The following is a 13,525-nucleotide window of genomic DNA, read 5'->3' on the forward strand; positions in this document are numbered from 1 at the left end:
CGCAGCGGGCCCGTCGTGGCGGTCGCGCCCACGCGGCGGGGCCGGCTGTGAGGGGCCGCGCCCGTCGCCGGTCCGCCCGCGTGAACACAGCCCCGCACCCCCCGGGCGCGGCACTGGCACCGTGAATCCCAAGGAGTCCCCCCGTGCACACCTCCATCGCCACCGTCTCCCTCAGCGGCCCCCTCACCGAGAAGCTCACCGCCGCCTCCCGTGCCGGGTTCGACGGGGTGGAGATCTTCGAGAACGACCTCCTCGCCAGTCCCCTCTCGCCCGAGGAGGTCCGGGCCCGCTGCGCCGACCTCGGTCTGGCCGTCGACCTCTACCAGCCGATGCGGGACATCGAGGCCGTGCCGGACGAGGTCTTCGCGCGCAACCTGCGCCGTGCCCGGCACAAGTTCGAGCTGATGCGGCGGCTCGGCGCCGACACCGTCCTCGTCTGCTCCAGCGTCTCCCCGGACGCCCTGGACGACGACGCCCTCGCCGCCGAGCAGCTGAGCCGGCTCGCCGACCTCGCGGCCGAGTTCGGCATCCGGGTGGCGTACGAGGCGCTCGCCTGGGGGCGGCACATCAGTACGTACGACCACGCCTGGCGCGTCGTCGAGGCCGCCGGGCACCCGGCTCTCGGCACCTGCCTGGACAGCTTCCACATCCTGTCCCGGGGCAGCGACCCCAAGGGCATCGAGGACATCCCCGGTGAGAAGATCTTCTTCCTCCAGCTGGCGGACGCCCCGCTGCTCGCCATGGACGTCCTCCAGTGGAGCCGCCACTACCGCTGCTTCCCCGGCCAGGGCGGCTTCGACCTGCCGGGCCTGCTCACCCACGTGCTGCGCACCGGCTACTCGGGCCCGCTCTCCCTGGAGGTCTTCAACGACGTCTTCCGGCAGGCCGACGCCGGTCCCACCGCCGTCGACGCCCACCGCTCCCTGCTGCTCCTCCAGGAGGCCGTCGGCGTGGCCGAGTTGCCCGCGCCCGTCGTCCCGACCGGCGTCGCCTTCGCCGAACTCCTCACCCCGGACGCCGAACCCGTCACCGCCCTGCTCGGCGCCCTCGGCTTCACCCGGGCCGCCCGGCACCGCGGCAAACCCGTCGACCTGTGGCAGCGCGGCACCGCCCGGGTGCTGGTCAACACCGGCCCCGCCGCGCGCCGGGCGGGCACCCGGCTCACCGCGATCGGCCTGGAGTCGCCGGACCCGGCCGGCGCGGCCCGCCGAGCGGAGGACCTGCTGGCCCCGGTGCTGCCCCGGCGCCGCGCCCCCGAGGACGTCCCGCTCGACGCGGTGGCCGCACCCGACGGCACGGAACTCTTCTTCTGCGCCACCGGACACCCCGGACTCCCCGACTGGCGCGCCGACTTCGAGGACCTGGCGGAGGCAGCGGACCCGGTCTGCCGCATCGACCACCTCGCGCTCGCCCAGCCCTGGCACCACTTCGACGAGGCGACGCTCTTCCACCGCAGCGTCCTCGGCCTGCACGCACAGGAGAGCGTCGACCTCGCCGACCCCTACGGGCTCCTGCGCAGCCGTGCCGTCACCAACGCCGACGGCAGCGTCCGGATCGCCCTCGCGGTCGGCGCGGCCCCCGGTGACGACACCGTGCACGCGGCGCACATCGCGCTCGCCGTGGACGACGTGGTGGCCGCCGCCCGCGCCTTCCGCGCGGCGGGCGGACGGCTGCTGCCGGTACCGGCCAACTACCACGACGACCTCGCCGCCCGCTACGAGTTCGCCGACGGGGAGCTGGAGACGTACCGCGACCTCGGCATCCTCTACGACCGCGAGGCGGGCGGCGCCTTCCGGCACTGCTACACCGAGACCGTCGGCCGGGTCTTCTTCGAGCTGGTCCAGCGTGATCCGGGCTACCAGGGGTACGGCGCCGTGAACGCGCCGGTGCGGCTGGCGGCCCAGCACGCGGTGCGCGGCTTCACTGGCGGCTGACCGCGCGGGTGACGCCGGCGATCACCGTCGTCGCCAGGATCCAGCCGGTGAGGACGAGGACGTAGGCCAGCACCTGGTAGCCGCCGCGCGGTGCGAACGCGGAGTCCTGCCCGAAGGAGATCACCGGCAGCAGCAGGTCGAGCGTGTAGAACACCGGTTGGAACGGCGGTGCCTCGCCCGCCTTCAGCGGCAGCGGATGGTGCAGCGCGAAGGTGACGGAACCGACCGCGAGCAGTGACAGCAGCCAGCCGGCGGCGCGCAGCGGCCGGAAGCCGTAGCCGACGGTGACGTCCTGGACCAGGCCCCACAGCCGGCCGTACCAGGGGAGCGTGTGGCGGTGCCGGCGCTGCTTGGCGAGCTGCACCAGCCGGGCCGCGTGGTCGTCGCCGACGCGCCGGTAGGCGGTCGTCAACTGCTCGTACGCGTGCGGGATGTAGCCGTCGCGGTCCCGTTCCAGCATGGGCAGGCGGCGCTCGGCGGGCTCGTGCGGGACGAGGGAGGTGTACGACAGGTGGTTGAGGAGCACCTCGCCGGGCGCCGACTCCGGTTCCAGGAACAGGACGTCGATCTGCGCGCGGCGCAGGTTGAGAGCGCCGTCCATGGGCGGCCCCTTGCGCAGCCACAGCTCGCCGATGGTCGTGCTGCTGGCCCGCAGCGCCGAACCCTCCGGATGGGACAGGGAGGTGTACGACAGATCGAGCCGCCCGGCGATGCGCGCGCCGCGCAGGCCCATCGAGCCGCGCACCTGCGCGTACCGCACCAGCAGGTCGCCGCCGACGGTGAAGGTCTCCGCCTCCAGCGCGGCGTGCCCGGGGTTGTCGAGCCGCGCCTCGCCGAGGTTGACCGACCCGGCGACGGTCGCACCGCTCAGCCGTGTCTGCCCGCGGGCGCGCAGCCCCGGCGCCCACAGGTCGGCGCCGACCGCGGCCTGGTTGAGCTGGAGCACCGGCTCCTCGGCGTCCGGCACGGCCACCTCGGCGCCCTCCAGGTACAGGCTGCCGGCGATCCGGGCGCCGCCCAGCCGCACGATCCCCGTGCACCGGGCGCGGGTCAGCCGCACGACACCGTCGACCTGTACGGCGTGGGCGACCAGTCCGGGCAGGACGGACTCGCTGAGGTTGAGCTCGCGCAGCCGGGCGGCGTGGCACCGCGGGGCCTCGTCGAAGTGGCAGTGCCGCAGCCGCACCGGATGGTCGATGGTCGCGTACTGCACGTCGAGCCGGCCCGTGATCCGGGCGCCCGCGAGACTGAGCGCGGCCGTCTCCCCGTCCTGCCGCGGGCCGCCGAGGAGCAGTGCCCGCAGCACCCGGGCCCGCACGGTCCGTTCGGCGCCCCAGCCGGCCCCGTCGGCGGGGTCGTCGCCGGGCGACTGACGGAAGTCCACGGCCTCCCCGCGCGGGAACGCCCGCCACACCCGTTCCTCGGCCGCCGTCAGATCGTTGATCTCCACCAGCGGGACTCTCACCCGACGGGCAGGCACCTGTCAATCCGCTTCCGCTGCCGGGGCGTTGCACGCGTGTGCCCCCGGTGCGCCGCTGTCGGCGGACCGGGGGCACACGGCTGTGCGGTGCGGCTACGGCCGGACGTTCCACTCCGTGATCACCGGGCGGTCGTGTTCCGTCGACAGACGGCTGACCGTGCCCGTGGCGAGCTGGAACAGCCGTCCCTCGGCGGGCGGCAGGCCCAGGCGGCGGGCGGTGAGGACGCGCAGGAAGTGGGCGTGGGCGACGAGGATCACGTCCCCCTCGGCCAGGGCCGGGGACAGGCGGGCCAGGACCCGGTCGGCGCGGGCGCCGATCTCCTCCGGCGACTCGCCCGGGTGTCCCTCGGGACCGGGCGGCACGCCGTCGGTCCACAGGTCCCAGTCGGGCCGGGAACGGTGGATCTCGACGGTGGTGATGCCCTCGTAGCCACCGTAGTCCCACTCGTGCAGGTCGGGGTCGGGCACGACCCCGGGTATGCCCGCCAGGTCGGCGGTGCGCAGGGCGCGGCTCAGCGGGCTGGCGAGCGCCAGGGCGTAGGACCGTCCGGTGAGGAGCGGGGCGAGGGACTTGGCCTGTTCCTCGCCGTGCTCCGTGAGGGGCAGGTCGGTCCAGCTGGTGTGCTGTCCCGACAGGCTCCACTCCGTCTCACCGTGGCGGACCAGCAGGAGGTCCCCCACGGCAGTTCAGTCCTTCTTCTCGACCGCGTGGCCGCCGAACTGGTTGCGCAGCGCGGCGATCATCTTCATCTGCGGGGAGTCGTCCTGCCGCGAGGCGAACCGGGCGAACAGCGACGCCGTGATCGCGGGGAGCGGTACGGCGTTGTCGATGGCCGCCTCGACGGTCCAGCGGCCCTCGCCGGAGTCCTCCGCGTAGCCGCGCAGCTTCTCCAGGTGCTCGTCCTCGTCCAGGGCGTTGACCGCGAGGTCCAGCAGCCAGGAACGGATGACCGTGCCCTCCTGCCAGGAGCGGAACACCTCGCGGACGTTCTCCACGGAGTGCACCTTCTCCAGCAGCTCCCAGCCCTCGGCGTAGGCCTGCATCATGGCGTACTCGATGCCGTTGTGGACCATCTTGGAGAAGTGCCCGGCGCCGACCCGGCCCGCGTGGACGTAGCCGTACGGGCCCTCCGGCTTGAGCGCCTCGAAGATCGGCTGGAGCCGGTCCACGTTCTCCTTGTCGCCGCCGACCATGAGCGCGTAGCCGTTCTCCAGGCCCCACACACCGCCGGAGACACCGGCGTCGACGAAGCCGATGCCCTTGATGCCGAGCGCGGCGGCGTGCTTCTCGTCGTCCGTCCAGCGGGAGTTGCCGCCGTCGATCACCGTGTCGCCGGGGGACAGCAGGTCGCCGAGTTCGTCGATGACGGTCTGGGTGGCCGTGCCGGCCGGGACCATCACCCACACGTTGCGCGGCGCGTCGAGCTTCTCGACCAGTTCGGCGAGGCTCTTGACGTCGGAGACCTCAGGGTTGCGGTCGTAGCCGATGACGGTGTGGCCGGCGCGGCGGATCCGCTCGCGCATGTTGCCGCCCATCTTGCCGAGACCGATGAGACCGAGCTGCATGATCAGTTCTCCGATGCGTTCTTGAGAGTGCGGTAGGCGGCGACGAGGGCCGTGGTGGACGGGTCGAGACCCGGCACGTCCGCGCCTTCGGTGAGGGCCGGTTCGACGCGCTTGGCGAGGACCTTGCCCAGCTCCACGCCCCACTGGTCGAAGGAGTCGATGTTCCACACCGCGCCCTGGACGAACACCTTGTGCTCGTAGAGGGCGATCAGCTGGCCGAGCACCGACGGGGTCAGCTCGGTGGCGAGGATGGTGGTGGTCGGGTGGTCGCCGCGGAAGGTGCGGTGCGCGACCTGCTCCTCGGCCACGCCCTCCGCGCGGACTTCCTCGGCGGTCTTGCCGAAGGCGAGCGCCTGGGTCTGGGCGAAGAAGTTGGCCATCAACAGGTCGTGCTGGGCCTTGAGTTCCTCGCTCAGTTCGCCGATGGGGCGGGCGAAGCCGATGAAGTCGGCCGGGATGAGCTTGGTGCCCTGGTGGATCAACTGGTAGTAGGCGTGCTGCCCGTTGGTGCCGGGCGTGCCCCAGACGACCGGGCCGGTCTGCCACTCCACCGGGTTGCCGTCGCGCTGCACCGACTTGCCGTTGGACTCCATGTCCAGCTGCTGGAGGTACGCGGTGAACTTCGACAGGTAGTGCGAGTACGGCAGCACCGCGTGGGTCTGGGCGTCGTAGAAGTTGTCGTACCAGATGCCCAGCAGGCCCAGCAGCAGCGGCGCGTTGGCCTCGGCGGGCGCGGTGCGGAAGTGGTCATCGACGATCCGGAAGCCGTCCAGCATCTCGCGGAAGCGGTCCGGGCCGATGGCGATCATCAGGGAGAGGCCGATGGCGGAGTCGTAGGAGTACCGGCCGCCGACCCAGTCCCAGAACTCGAACATGTTGTCCGGGTCGATGCCGAACTCGGTGACCTTCTCCGCGTTCGTGGACAGCGCCACGAAGTGCTTGGCCACGGCCTTCTCGTCGCCGTCGAAGGCCCTCAGCAGCCAGGAGCGGGCGGAGGTGGCGTTGGTGATCGTCTCGATCGTGGTGAACGTCTTGGACGCCACGATGAACAGCGTCTCGGCCGGGTCCAGGTCGCGGGTGGCCTCGTGCAGGTCGGAGCCGTCCACGTTCGACACGAACCGGAACGTGAGCTCCCGCGCGGTGTACGGGCGCAGCGCCTCGTAGGCCATCGCGGGGCCGAGGTCGGAACCGCCGATGCCGATGTTGACGACGTTCCTGATGCGCCGGCCGGTGTGGCCGGTCCACTCGCCGGAGCGGACCCGCTCGGCGAAGCCGGCCATCTTGTCGAGCACGGCGTGCACCTTCGGCACGACGTTCTCGCCGTCGACCTCGACCACGGCGTCCCGCGGGGCGCGCAGCGCGGTGTGCAGCACGGCCCGGTTCTCGGTGAGGTTGATCTTCTCGCCGCGGAACATGGCGTCCCGCAGCGCGAACACGCCGGTGGCGGTGGCGAGTTCCTGGAGCAGCGCCAGGGTCTCGTCGGTGATCAGCTGCTTGCTGTAGTCGATGTGCAGGTCACCGACCCGCACGACGTACCGCTCGGCGCGGCCGGGGTCCGCCGCGAACAGCTCGCGCAGGTGCGGCTGGCCCTGGGCGCGGTGGTCGGCGAGGGCCGTCCACTCGGGCCGGTGGGTGAGCTTCGGGTACTCGGCCATCTCAGGCGTTCTCCTTGGTGCCATCGCCCTGGAGGGCGATGGCGTACATCTCGTCCGCGTCGAGGCGGCGCAGTTCCTCGGCGATGAGTTCGGAGGTGGGGCGGACCTTCAGGGCGAGGGTGCGCGGCGGCTGGCCCGGCAGGGTCAGCGTGGCCAGCGGGCCCTCGGGGCGGTCGACGACGATCTCGCCGTTCGCGGTGCCGAGGCGTACCGTCGTCACGAACGGGCCGGCGCTGTGCACCCGGTCCACCGGCACGCCCAGGCGGACCTGGAGCCAGCGGGCGAGCAGCTCGGCGCTGGGGTTGTCGGCCTCGGCCTCGACGGCCGCCGACGTCACCTTCACGCGGGCCTGGTCCATGGCCGCGGCCAGCATGGACCGCCACAGGGTCAGCCGGGTCCAGGCGAGGTCGGTGTCACCGGGGGCGTAGGTGCGGGCCCGGGTGTTCAGGACGTCCAGCGGGCGCTCGACGGCGTACAGGTCGGTGATCCGGCGCTGGGCGAGCGCGCCCAGCGCGTCCTTGGACGGTGCGTCGGGCGCGTCCACCGGCCACCACACGACCACCGGGGCGTCCGGCAGCAGCAGCGGCAGCACCACCGAGTCGGCGTGGTCGGACACCTCGCCGTAGGTGCGCAGCACCACCGTCTCGCCGGTGCCGGCCTCGGAGCCGACCCGGACCTCGGCGTCGAGCCGCGAGTGGGTGCGGTCGCGCAGGGTGCGGGCCTGCCTCCGGATGACGACCAGGGTGCGCGAGGGGTGCTCGTGCGAGGCCTCCTCGGCCGCCTTGATCGAGTCGTAGGCGTTCTCCTCGTCCGTGACGATGACCATCGTCAGGACCATGCCCACGGCGGGCGTCCCGATGGCGCGGCGGCCCTGCACCAACGCCTTGTTGATCTTGCTTGCCGTGGTGTCGGTCAGGTCGATCTTCATGGCCTGCGCCAGCTCCGTCCGTCTCGTGCGAGCATCTCGTCGGCTTCACTCGGTCCCCAGCTGCCCGACGCGTACTGCGCCGGCCTGCCGTGCGCCGCCCAGTACTCCTCGATCGGGTCGAGGATCTTCCAGGACTCTTCCACTTCCTGGTGACGGGGGAACAGGTTGGCGTCGCCGAGCAGTACGTCCAGGATGAGCCGCTCGTACGCCTCCGGGCTCGACTCGGTGAACGACTCGCCGTAGGCGAAGTCCATCGACACGTCCCGGATCTCCATCGACGTGCCCGGCACCTTCGAGCCGAACCGCACGGTCATGCCCTCGTCCGGCTGGACGCGGATGACGATCGCGTTCTGCCCCAGCTCCTCGGTGGCGGTGGAGTCGAACGGGGAGTGCGGGGCCCGCTTGAAGACCACCGCGATCTCGGTGACCCGGCGGCCGAGCCGCTTGCCGGTGCGCAGGTAGAACGGGACGCCCGCCCAGCGGCGGTTGTCGATGCCCAGCTTGATCGCGGCGAAGGTGTCGGTCTTCGACTTGGGGTCGATGCCGTCCTCCTGGAGGTAGCCGACGACCTTCTCGCCGCCCTGCCAGCCAGCCGCGTACTGACCGCGCACGGTGTGCTCGCCCAGGTCCTCCGGCAGCCGCACCGACTTCAGCACCTTCAGCTTCTCGGTGAGCAGCGCCTCCGCGTCGAACGCGATCGGCTCCTCCATGGCGGTCAGCGCCATGAGCTGGAGCAGGTGGTTCTGGATGACGTCCCGGGCGGCGCCGATGCCGTCGTAGTAGCCGGCCCGGCCGCCGATGCCGATGTCCTCCGCCATGGTGATCTGCACGTGGTCGACGTACGAGCGGTTCCAGATCGGCTCGTACATCTGGTTGGCGAAGCGCAGCGCCAGGATGTTCTGGACGGTCTCCTTGCCGAGGTAGTGGTCGATGCGGAACACCTGGTCCGGCTCGAACACCTCGTGCACGATCTTGTTCAGCTCGCGCGCGCTGTCCAGGTCGTGGCCGAACGGCTTCTCGATGACCGCGCGCCGCCAGGAGCCCTCCGGCGGGCTGGCCAGGCCGTGCTTCTTCAGCTGCTGCACGACCTTCGGGAAGAACTTCGGCGGCACCGAGAGGTAGAAGGCGAAGTTGCCGCCGGTGCCCCGGGAGGAGTCCAGCTCGTCGACGGCGTCCTTCAGCTGCTTGAACGCGGTGTCGTCGTCGAAGTCGCCGGGGATGAACCGCATGCCCTCGGCGAGCTGCTGCCACACCTCCTCGCGGAACGGGGTGCGGGCGTGCTCCTTCACGGCGTCGTGCACGACCTGCGCGAAGTCCTGGTCGGCCCAGTCCCGGCGGGCGAACCCGACCAGGGAGAAGCCCGGCGGCAGCAGACCGCGGTTGGCCAGGTCGTACACGGCCGGCATCAGCTTCTTGCGGGACAGGTCACCGGTCACCCCGAAGATGACCAGGCCCGACGGCCCGGCGATGCGGGGGAGCCGGCGGTCCCGGGCGTCCCGCAGCGGGTTCACCCAGTCGGCGGCCGGGGCCACCGGCACGCGCACCTCCTCGGGTGCGGGCGCCTGGGCGGGTGCGTTCTCGGTCATCGGGCGTCAACTCCCTTGCTCTTCAGGGACTTCGCTACGGCGTCCAGAAGGTCCTGCCAGGCCACCTCGAACTTGGCGACACCCTCGTTCTCCAGTTGCCGGACGACCTCGTCGTAGGCGATGCCGAGCCGCTCGACGGCGGCCAGGTCGGCGCGGGCCTGCGCGTAGCCGCCGGTCACCGTGTCACCGGTGATCTCGCCGTGGTCGGCGACCGCGTTCAGCGTGGCCTCCGGCATGGTGTTGACGGTGCCCGGCGCGACCAGCTCGTCCACGTACAGAGTGTCCTTGTACGCGGGGTCCTTCACACCGGTGGACGCCCACAGCGGGCGCTGCTTGTTCGCCTTGTCCCCGGCGAGCGCCAGCCAGCGGTCGGAGGCGAAGACCTCCTCGTACGCCTCGTAGGCGAGGCGGGCGTTGGCGAGGGCCGCGCGGCCCTTGAGGGCGAGGGCCTCGTCGGTGCCGAGGGCGGTCAGCCGCTTGTCGATCTCGCTGTCCACGCGGGAGACGAAGAAGGACGCCACCGAGTGGATCGTGGAGAGGTCGACGCCCCGCTCGCGGGCCTTCTCCAGGCCGGCCAGGTAGGCGGCCATGACCTCGCGGTAGCGCTCCAGGGAGAAGATCAGGGTCACGTTGACGCTGATGCCGAGGCCGATGACCTCGGTGATCGCCGGCAGGCCGGCCTTGGTCGCCGGTATCTTGATCATCACGTTGGGCCGGTCCACCAGCCAGGCGAGCTGCTTGGCCTCGGCGATCGTGGCCTCGGTCTCGTGCGCGAGGCGGGGGTCGACCTCGATGGAGACCCGTCCGTCACGGCCGCCCGAGGCGTCGTACACGGGACGCAGGATGTCGGCGGCGTCCCGCACGTCGGCGGTCGTCATCATCCGTACGGCCTCGTCGACCGTCACGCCGCGCACGGCGAGGTCGGTCAGCTGCTCCTCGTAGCCCTCACCGGAACCGATGGCGGCCTGGAAGATGGACGGGTTGGTGGTCACACCGACGGCGCTTCCGCTCGCCACCAGCTCGGCGAGGCTGCCCGAGGTGATCCGCTTGCGGGACAGGTCGTCCAGCCAGATCGACACGCCCTCGTCGGCGAGGCGCTTGAGGGCTCCCGGGGTCGGGATTGCTTCGGTCACTGTGCTCATCTCTCTTTTTGTGCGTCTTCTGTGCGTCGGTGTGCTTGGTATCCGTCGGTGTGCGCGGTGTCAGGCGCGCGTGGCGGCGAGCGACTCGCGGGCCGCCGCGGCGACGTTCTCGGGGGTGAAGCCGAACTCGGCGAACAGGGTCTTGGCGTCGGCGGAGGCACCGAAGTGTTCGAGCGAGACGATGCGTCCGGCGTCACCGACGAACCGGTACCAGGTCAGGCCGATGCCGGCCTCGACCGCGACCCGGGCCTTCACGGCCGGCGGCAGCACCCGCTCGCGGTACTCGCGCGGCTGCTCCTCGAACCACTCCACGGACGGCATGGACACCACCCGCGTGCCGATCCCCTCGGCCTCCAGCCGCTCCCGCGCGGCCACGGCGAGCTGCACCTCGGAGCCCGTCGCGATGATGATCACCTCCGGGACCTCCGTCGAGGACTCGCGCAGCACGTAGCCGCCCTTGGCCGCGTCCGCGTTGGGCGCGTACACCGGCACGCCCTGGCGGGTGAGCGCGAGCCCGTGCGGGGCGGGGTGCGTGGCGTGCCTCTTCAGGATCTCGGCCCAGACGATCGCGGTCTCGTTGGCGTCCGCCGGGCGGACGACGTTCAGGCCCGGGATCGCGCGCAGGGAGGCCAGGTGCTCGACCGGCTGGTGGGTGGGGCCGTCCTCGCCGAGGCCGATGGAGTCGTGCGTCCACACGTACGTCACCGGCAGCTGCATGAGCGCCGACATCCGGACGGCGTTGCGCATGTAGTCGGAGAACACCAGGAAGGTGCCGCCGTAGATCCGGGTGTTGCCGTGCAGGGCGATGCCGTTCATCTCCGCGGCCATGGAGAACTCGCGGATGCCGAAGTGCACGGTACGGCCGTACGGGTCGGCGCCGGGCAGCGGGTTGCCCTTCGGCAGGAAGGAGCTGGCCTTGTCGATGGTGGTGTTGTTCGAGCCGGCCAGGTCGGCGGAGCCGCCCCACAGCTCGGGGAGCACCGGGCCGAGCGCCTGGAGCACCTTCCCGGAGGCGGCGCGGGTGGCGACCGACTTGCCCTCCTCGAAGACCGGGATGCTCTCCTCCCAGCCCTCGGGCAGCTCGCCCTTGCTGACGCGGTCGAACAGCTCGGCCCGCTCGGGGTTGGCGGCGCGCCACTCGGCGATCCGCTTGTCCCAGGCCGCGTGCGCCTCGGCACCCCGGTCCAGGGCCCGCCGGGTGTGCTTCAGGACCTCGTCGGCCACCTCGAAGGTCTGCTCCGGGTCGAAACCGAGGAGGCGCTTGGTGGCGGCGATCTCCTCTTCGCCCAGCGCGGAGCCGTGCGAGGCCTCGGTGTTCCGGGCGTTCGGGGCCGGCCAGGCGATGATCGTGCGCATGGCGATGATCGAGGGCCGCTCGGTCTCGGCCCGGGCGGCCTCCAGCGCGGCGTGCAGGGCGGGGGCGTCGATGTCACCCTCCGCGGTGGGCTCGACGCGCTGGGTGTGCCAGCCGTAGGCCTCGTACCGCTTCAGCACGTCCTCGGAGAAGGCGGTCGCGGTGTCGCCCTCGATGGAGATGTGGTTGTCGTCGTAGACGAAGACCAGGTTGCCCAGCTTCTGGTGGCCGGCGAGCGAGGAGGCCTCGGCGGAGACGCCCTCCTCCAGGTCGCCGTCGGAGACGATGGCCCAGACGGTGTGGTCGAAGGGGGAGGTGCCGGCGGGGGCCTCCGGGTCGAACAGGCCGCGCTCGTAGCGGGCGGCCATCGCCATGCCGACGGCGTTGGCGACGCCCTGGCCGAGCGGGCCGGTGGTGGTCTCCACGCCCGCGGTGTGCCCGTACTCGGGATGGCCCGGCGTCTTCGAGCCGTGCGTGCGGAAGGCCTTGAGGTCGTCCAGCTCCAGCTCGTAGCCGGCGAGGAACAGCTGCGTGTAGAGGGTCAGCGAGGTGTGGCCGGGGGAGAGGACGAACCGGTCACGGCCGGTCCACTCCGGGTCGGCCGGGTCGTGTCGCATCACCTTCTGAAAGATCGTGTACGCGGCAGGCGCCAGGCTCATCGCGGTGCCCGGGTGTCCGTTGCCCACCTTCTGCACCGCGTCGGCCGCCAGAAGTCGGGCGGTGTCCACGGCACGCCGGTCGAGGTCGGTCCACTCGAAGCTGTCGGAAGTCTGCGTAGTCATCTTCAAGAAGTCCTCGTTCAGTACGGGATGGCTGGCCGGACGCGTTCAAACTTAAAAGTCTGACTTTTTTAAGGAAAGGTCGGGGTGTGTCAGCCTGTGGTGAATCTGGGACAGTGATCACCCGACAGAGATAGGGCGAACCGGGCATGACGGGCATAAGACAGCAAGCTGAGGGTGACGCGATCAGAACGTTCCCCTTCCCGGCCGACCTGGCCGTCGGCGGTGTCGGCATGCAGATCGGCCCGATGGGCACCGACCACCGCTGGCACGTCGACGCCCCCCTGCACCGCGTCCACCGTATCGACTTCCACGTTGTCATGCTCTTCATCGACGGCCCGGTACGGCACATGATCGACTTCGCCGAGTACGAGGCCGCGGCCGGCGACCTGCTGTGGATCCGCCCCGGACAGGTCCACCGGTTCTCCCGCGAATCCGAGTACCGCGGAACCGTCCTGACCATGCAGCCCGGCTTCCTGCCCCGCGCCACCGTCGAGGCCGCCGGCCTGTACCGCTACGACCTGCCGCCGCTGCTGCACCCCGACCCGGCGCAGCTGGCCGCGCTCCACGCGGCCTTCGACCAGCTGCGCCGCGAGTACGAGGACACCGAGACGCTCCCGCTCAGCCTGCACACGGCCGTCCTGAGGCACACGCTGACCGCGTGCCTGCTGCGCCTCGCCCATCTCGCCGCCAGTTCGGCCGAGACCTCCCGGCAGCACGCCGACAGCACCTTCACCCGCTTCCGGGACGCCGTCGAGCGGGGCTTCCCCACCAACCACAGCGTCAGCGCCTACGCCGACGCCCTCGGTTACTCCCGCCGCACCCTGGTCCGCGCCGTCCGCGCGGCCACCGGCGAGACACCCAAGGGCTTCATCGACAAGCGCGTCGTCCTGGAGGCCAAGCGCCTCCTCGCCCACACGGACCTGCCGATCGGCCGCGTCGGGGTGGCCGTGGGCTTCCCCGACGCGGCGAACTTCTCCAAGTTCTTCCACCTGCACACCGGCCAGACGCCGGTGGCCTTCCGGGCGGAGCTGCGCTGAGCGCTCGCGACGCCACCGGACCCGGGCCCGCCGGCCACGGGGGCCGGTGAACGCCTCCGGC

The 13,525-nt window shown here is 71.6% G+C and carries 10 protein-coding genes; 2 read left to right on the forward strand and 8 right to left on the reverse strand.

The genetic code is table 11. From position 1 onward, the window contains the following. The first annotated feature begins 143 nt into the window (after positions 1 to 143). Entirely contained in the window at positions 144 to 1,934 is a 1,791-nt protein-coding gene (locus AQJ11_RS06285; protein ID WP_059262154.1) for a bifunctional sugar phosphate isomerase/epimerase/4-hydroxyphenylpyruvate dioxygenase family protein, read from the forward strand. Here the strand turns inward: AQJ11_RS06285 and AQJ11_RS06290 are convergent. The 8 genes from AQJ11_RS06290 to tkt all read right to left on the reverse strand — a co-directional run bounded on the left by AQJ11_RS06290 (position 1,921) and on the right by tkt (position 12,427). Next, complete coding sequence (locus tag AQJ11_RS06290) at positions 1,921 to 3,384, reverse strand: hypothetical protein (protein WP_059262155.1); 1,464 nt, start codon at positions 3,382 to 3,384, stop codon at positions 1,921 to 1,923. The genes AQJ11_RS06285 and AQJ11_RS06290 overlap by 14 nt on opposite strands. Positions 3,385 to 3,507: 123 nt before the next feature. Continuing rightward, positions 3,508 to 4,095 carry a histidine phosphatase family protein gene (locus tag AQJ11_RS06295; protein WP_014676123.1) on the reverse strand — a complete coding sequence of 196 codons (588 nt, stop codon included), beginning with the start codon at positions 4,093 to 4,095 and terminating at the stop codon, positions 3,508 to 3,510. A gap of 6 nt (positions 4,096 to 4,101) precedes the next feature. Then, on the reverse strand, positions 4,102 to 4,980 hold the full coding sequence (gene gnd / locus AQJ11_RS06300; protein WP_014676124.1) for a phosphogluconate dehydrogenase (NAD(+)-dependent, decarboxylating): 879 nt from the start codon (positions 4,978 to 4,980) through the stop codon (positions 4,102 to 4,104). A 2-nt stretch (positions 4,981 to 4,982) separates the two neighbouring features. Continuing rightward, positions 4,983 to 6,635 carry a glucose-6-phosphate isomerase gene (pgi, locus tag AQJ11_RS06305; protein ID WP_059262156.1) on the reverse strand — a complete coding sequence of 551 codons (1,653 nt, stop codon included), beginning with the start codon at positions 6,633 to 6,635 and terminating at the stop codon, positions 4,983 to 4,985. A gap of 1 nt (position 6,636) precedes the next feature. Next, entirely contained in the window at positions 6,637 to 7,563 is a 927-nt protein-coding gene (opcA, locus tag AQJ11_RS06310) for a glucose-6-phosphate dehydrogenase assembly protein OpcA (protein ID WP_059262157.1), read from the reverse strand. Next, the gene (zwf, locus tag AQJ11_RS06315; RefSeq protein WP_059262158.1) at positions 7,560 to 9,149 is read right to left on the reverse strand and encodes a glucose-6-phosphate dehydrogenase; all 1,590 of its coding nucleotides are present in this window, start codon (positions 9,147 to 9,149) and stop codon (positions 7,560 to 7,562) included. Before zwf ends, opcA begins: the two co-directional genes overlap by 4 nt. Continuing rightward, on the reverse strand, positions 9,146 to 10,291 hold the full coding sequence (gene tal / locus AQJ11_RS06320; protein ID WP_041665562.1) for a transaldolase: 1,146 nt from the start codon (positions 10,289 to 10,291) through the stop codon (positions 9,146 to 9,148). Before tal ends, zwf begins: the two co-directional genes overlap by 4 nt. A gap of 60 nt (positions 10,292 to 10,351) precedes the next feature. After that, a complete protein-coding gene (tkt, locus tag AQJ11_RS06325) occupies positions 10,352 to 12,427 on the reverse strand; it encodes a transketolase (RefSeq protein ID WP_014676129.1) in 2,076 nt (691 codons plus the stop codon). Positions 12,428 to 12,573: 146 nt separating this feature from the next. On the opposite strand from tkt, the gene AQJ11_RS06330 reads away from it, so the two are divergent. Continuing rightward, a complete protein-coding gene (locus AQJ11_RS06330; RefSeq protein WP_059262159.1) occupies positions 12,574 to 13,464 on the forward strand; it encodes a helix-turn-helix domain-containing protein in 891 nt (296 codons plus the stop codon). The last annotated feature ends 61 nt before the right edge of the window (positions 13,465 to 13,525 follow it).

It is taken from the genome of Streptomyces corchorusii (assembly GCF_001514055.1).
GTDB classification, from domain to species: domain Bacteria; phylum Actinomycetota; class Actinomycetes; order Streptomycetales; family Streptomycetaceae; genus Streptomyces; species Streptomyces olivaceoviridis.

Bases quoted from the DNA above. Each gene is read 5' to 3' on its own strand.
- gnd (WP_014676124.1), bottom strand. From the start codon at position 4,980: ATGCAGCTCGGTCTCATCGGTCTCGGCAAGATGGGCGGCAACATGCGC.
- pgi (WP_059262156.1), bottom strand. From the start codon at position 6,635: ATGGCCGAGTACCCGAAGCTCACCCACCGGCCCGAGTGGACGGCCCTC.
- opcA (WP_059262157.1), bottom strand. From the start codon at position 7,563: ATGAAGATCGACCTGACCGACACCACGGCAAGCAAGATCAACAAGGCG.
- zwf (WP_059262158.1), bottom strand. From the start codon at position 9,149: ATGACCGAGAACGCACCCGCCCAGGCGCCCGCACCCGAGGAGGTGCGC.
- tal (WP_041665562.1), bottom strand. From the start codon at position 10,291: ATGAGCACAGTGACCGAAGCAATCCCGACCCCGGGAGCCCTCAAGCGC.
- tkt (WP_014676129.1), bottom strand. From the start codon at position 12,427: ATGACTACGCAGACTTCCGACAGCTTCGAGTGGACCGACCTCGACCGG.
- AQJ11_RS06330 (WP_059262159.1), top strand. From the start codon at position 12,574: ATGACGGGCATAAGACAGCAAGCTGAGGGTGACGCGATCAGAACGTTC.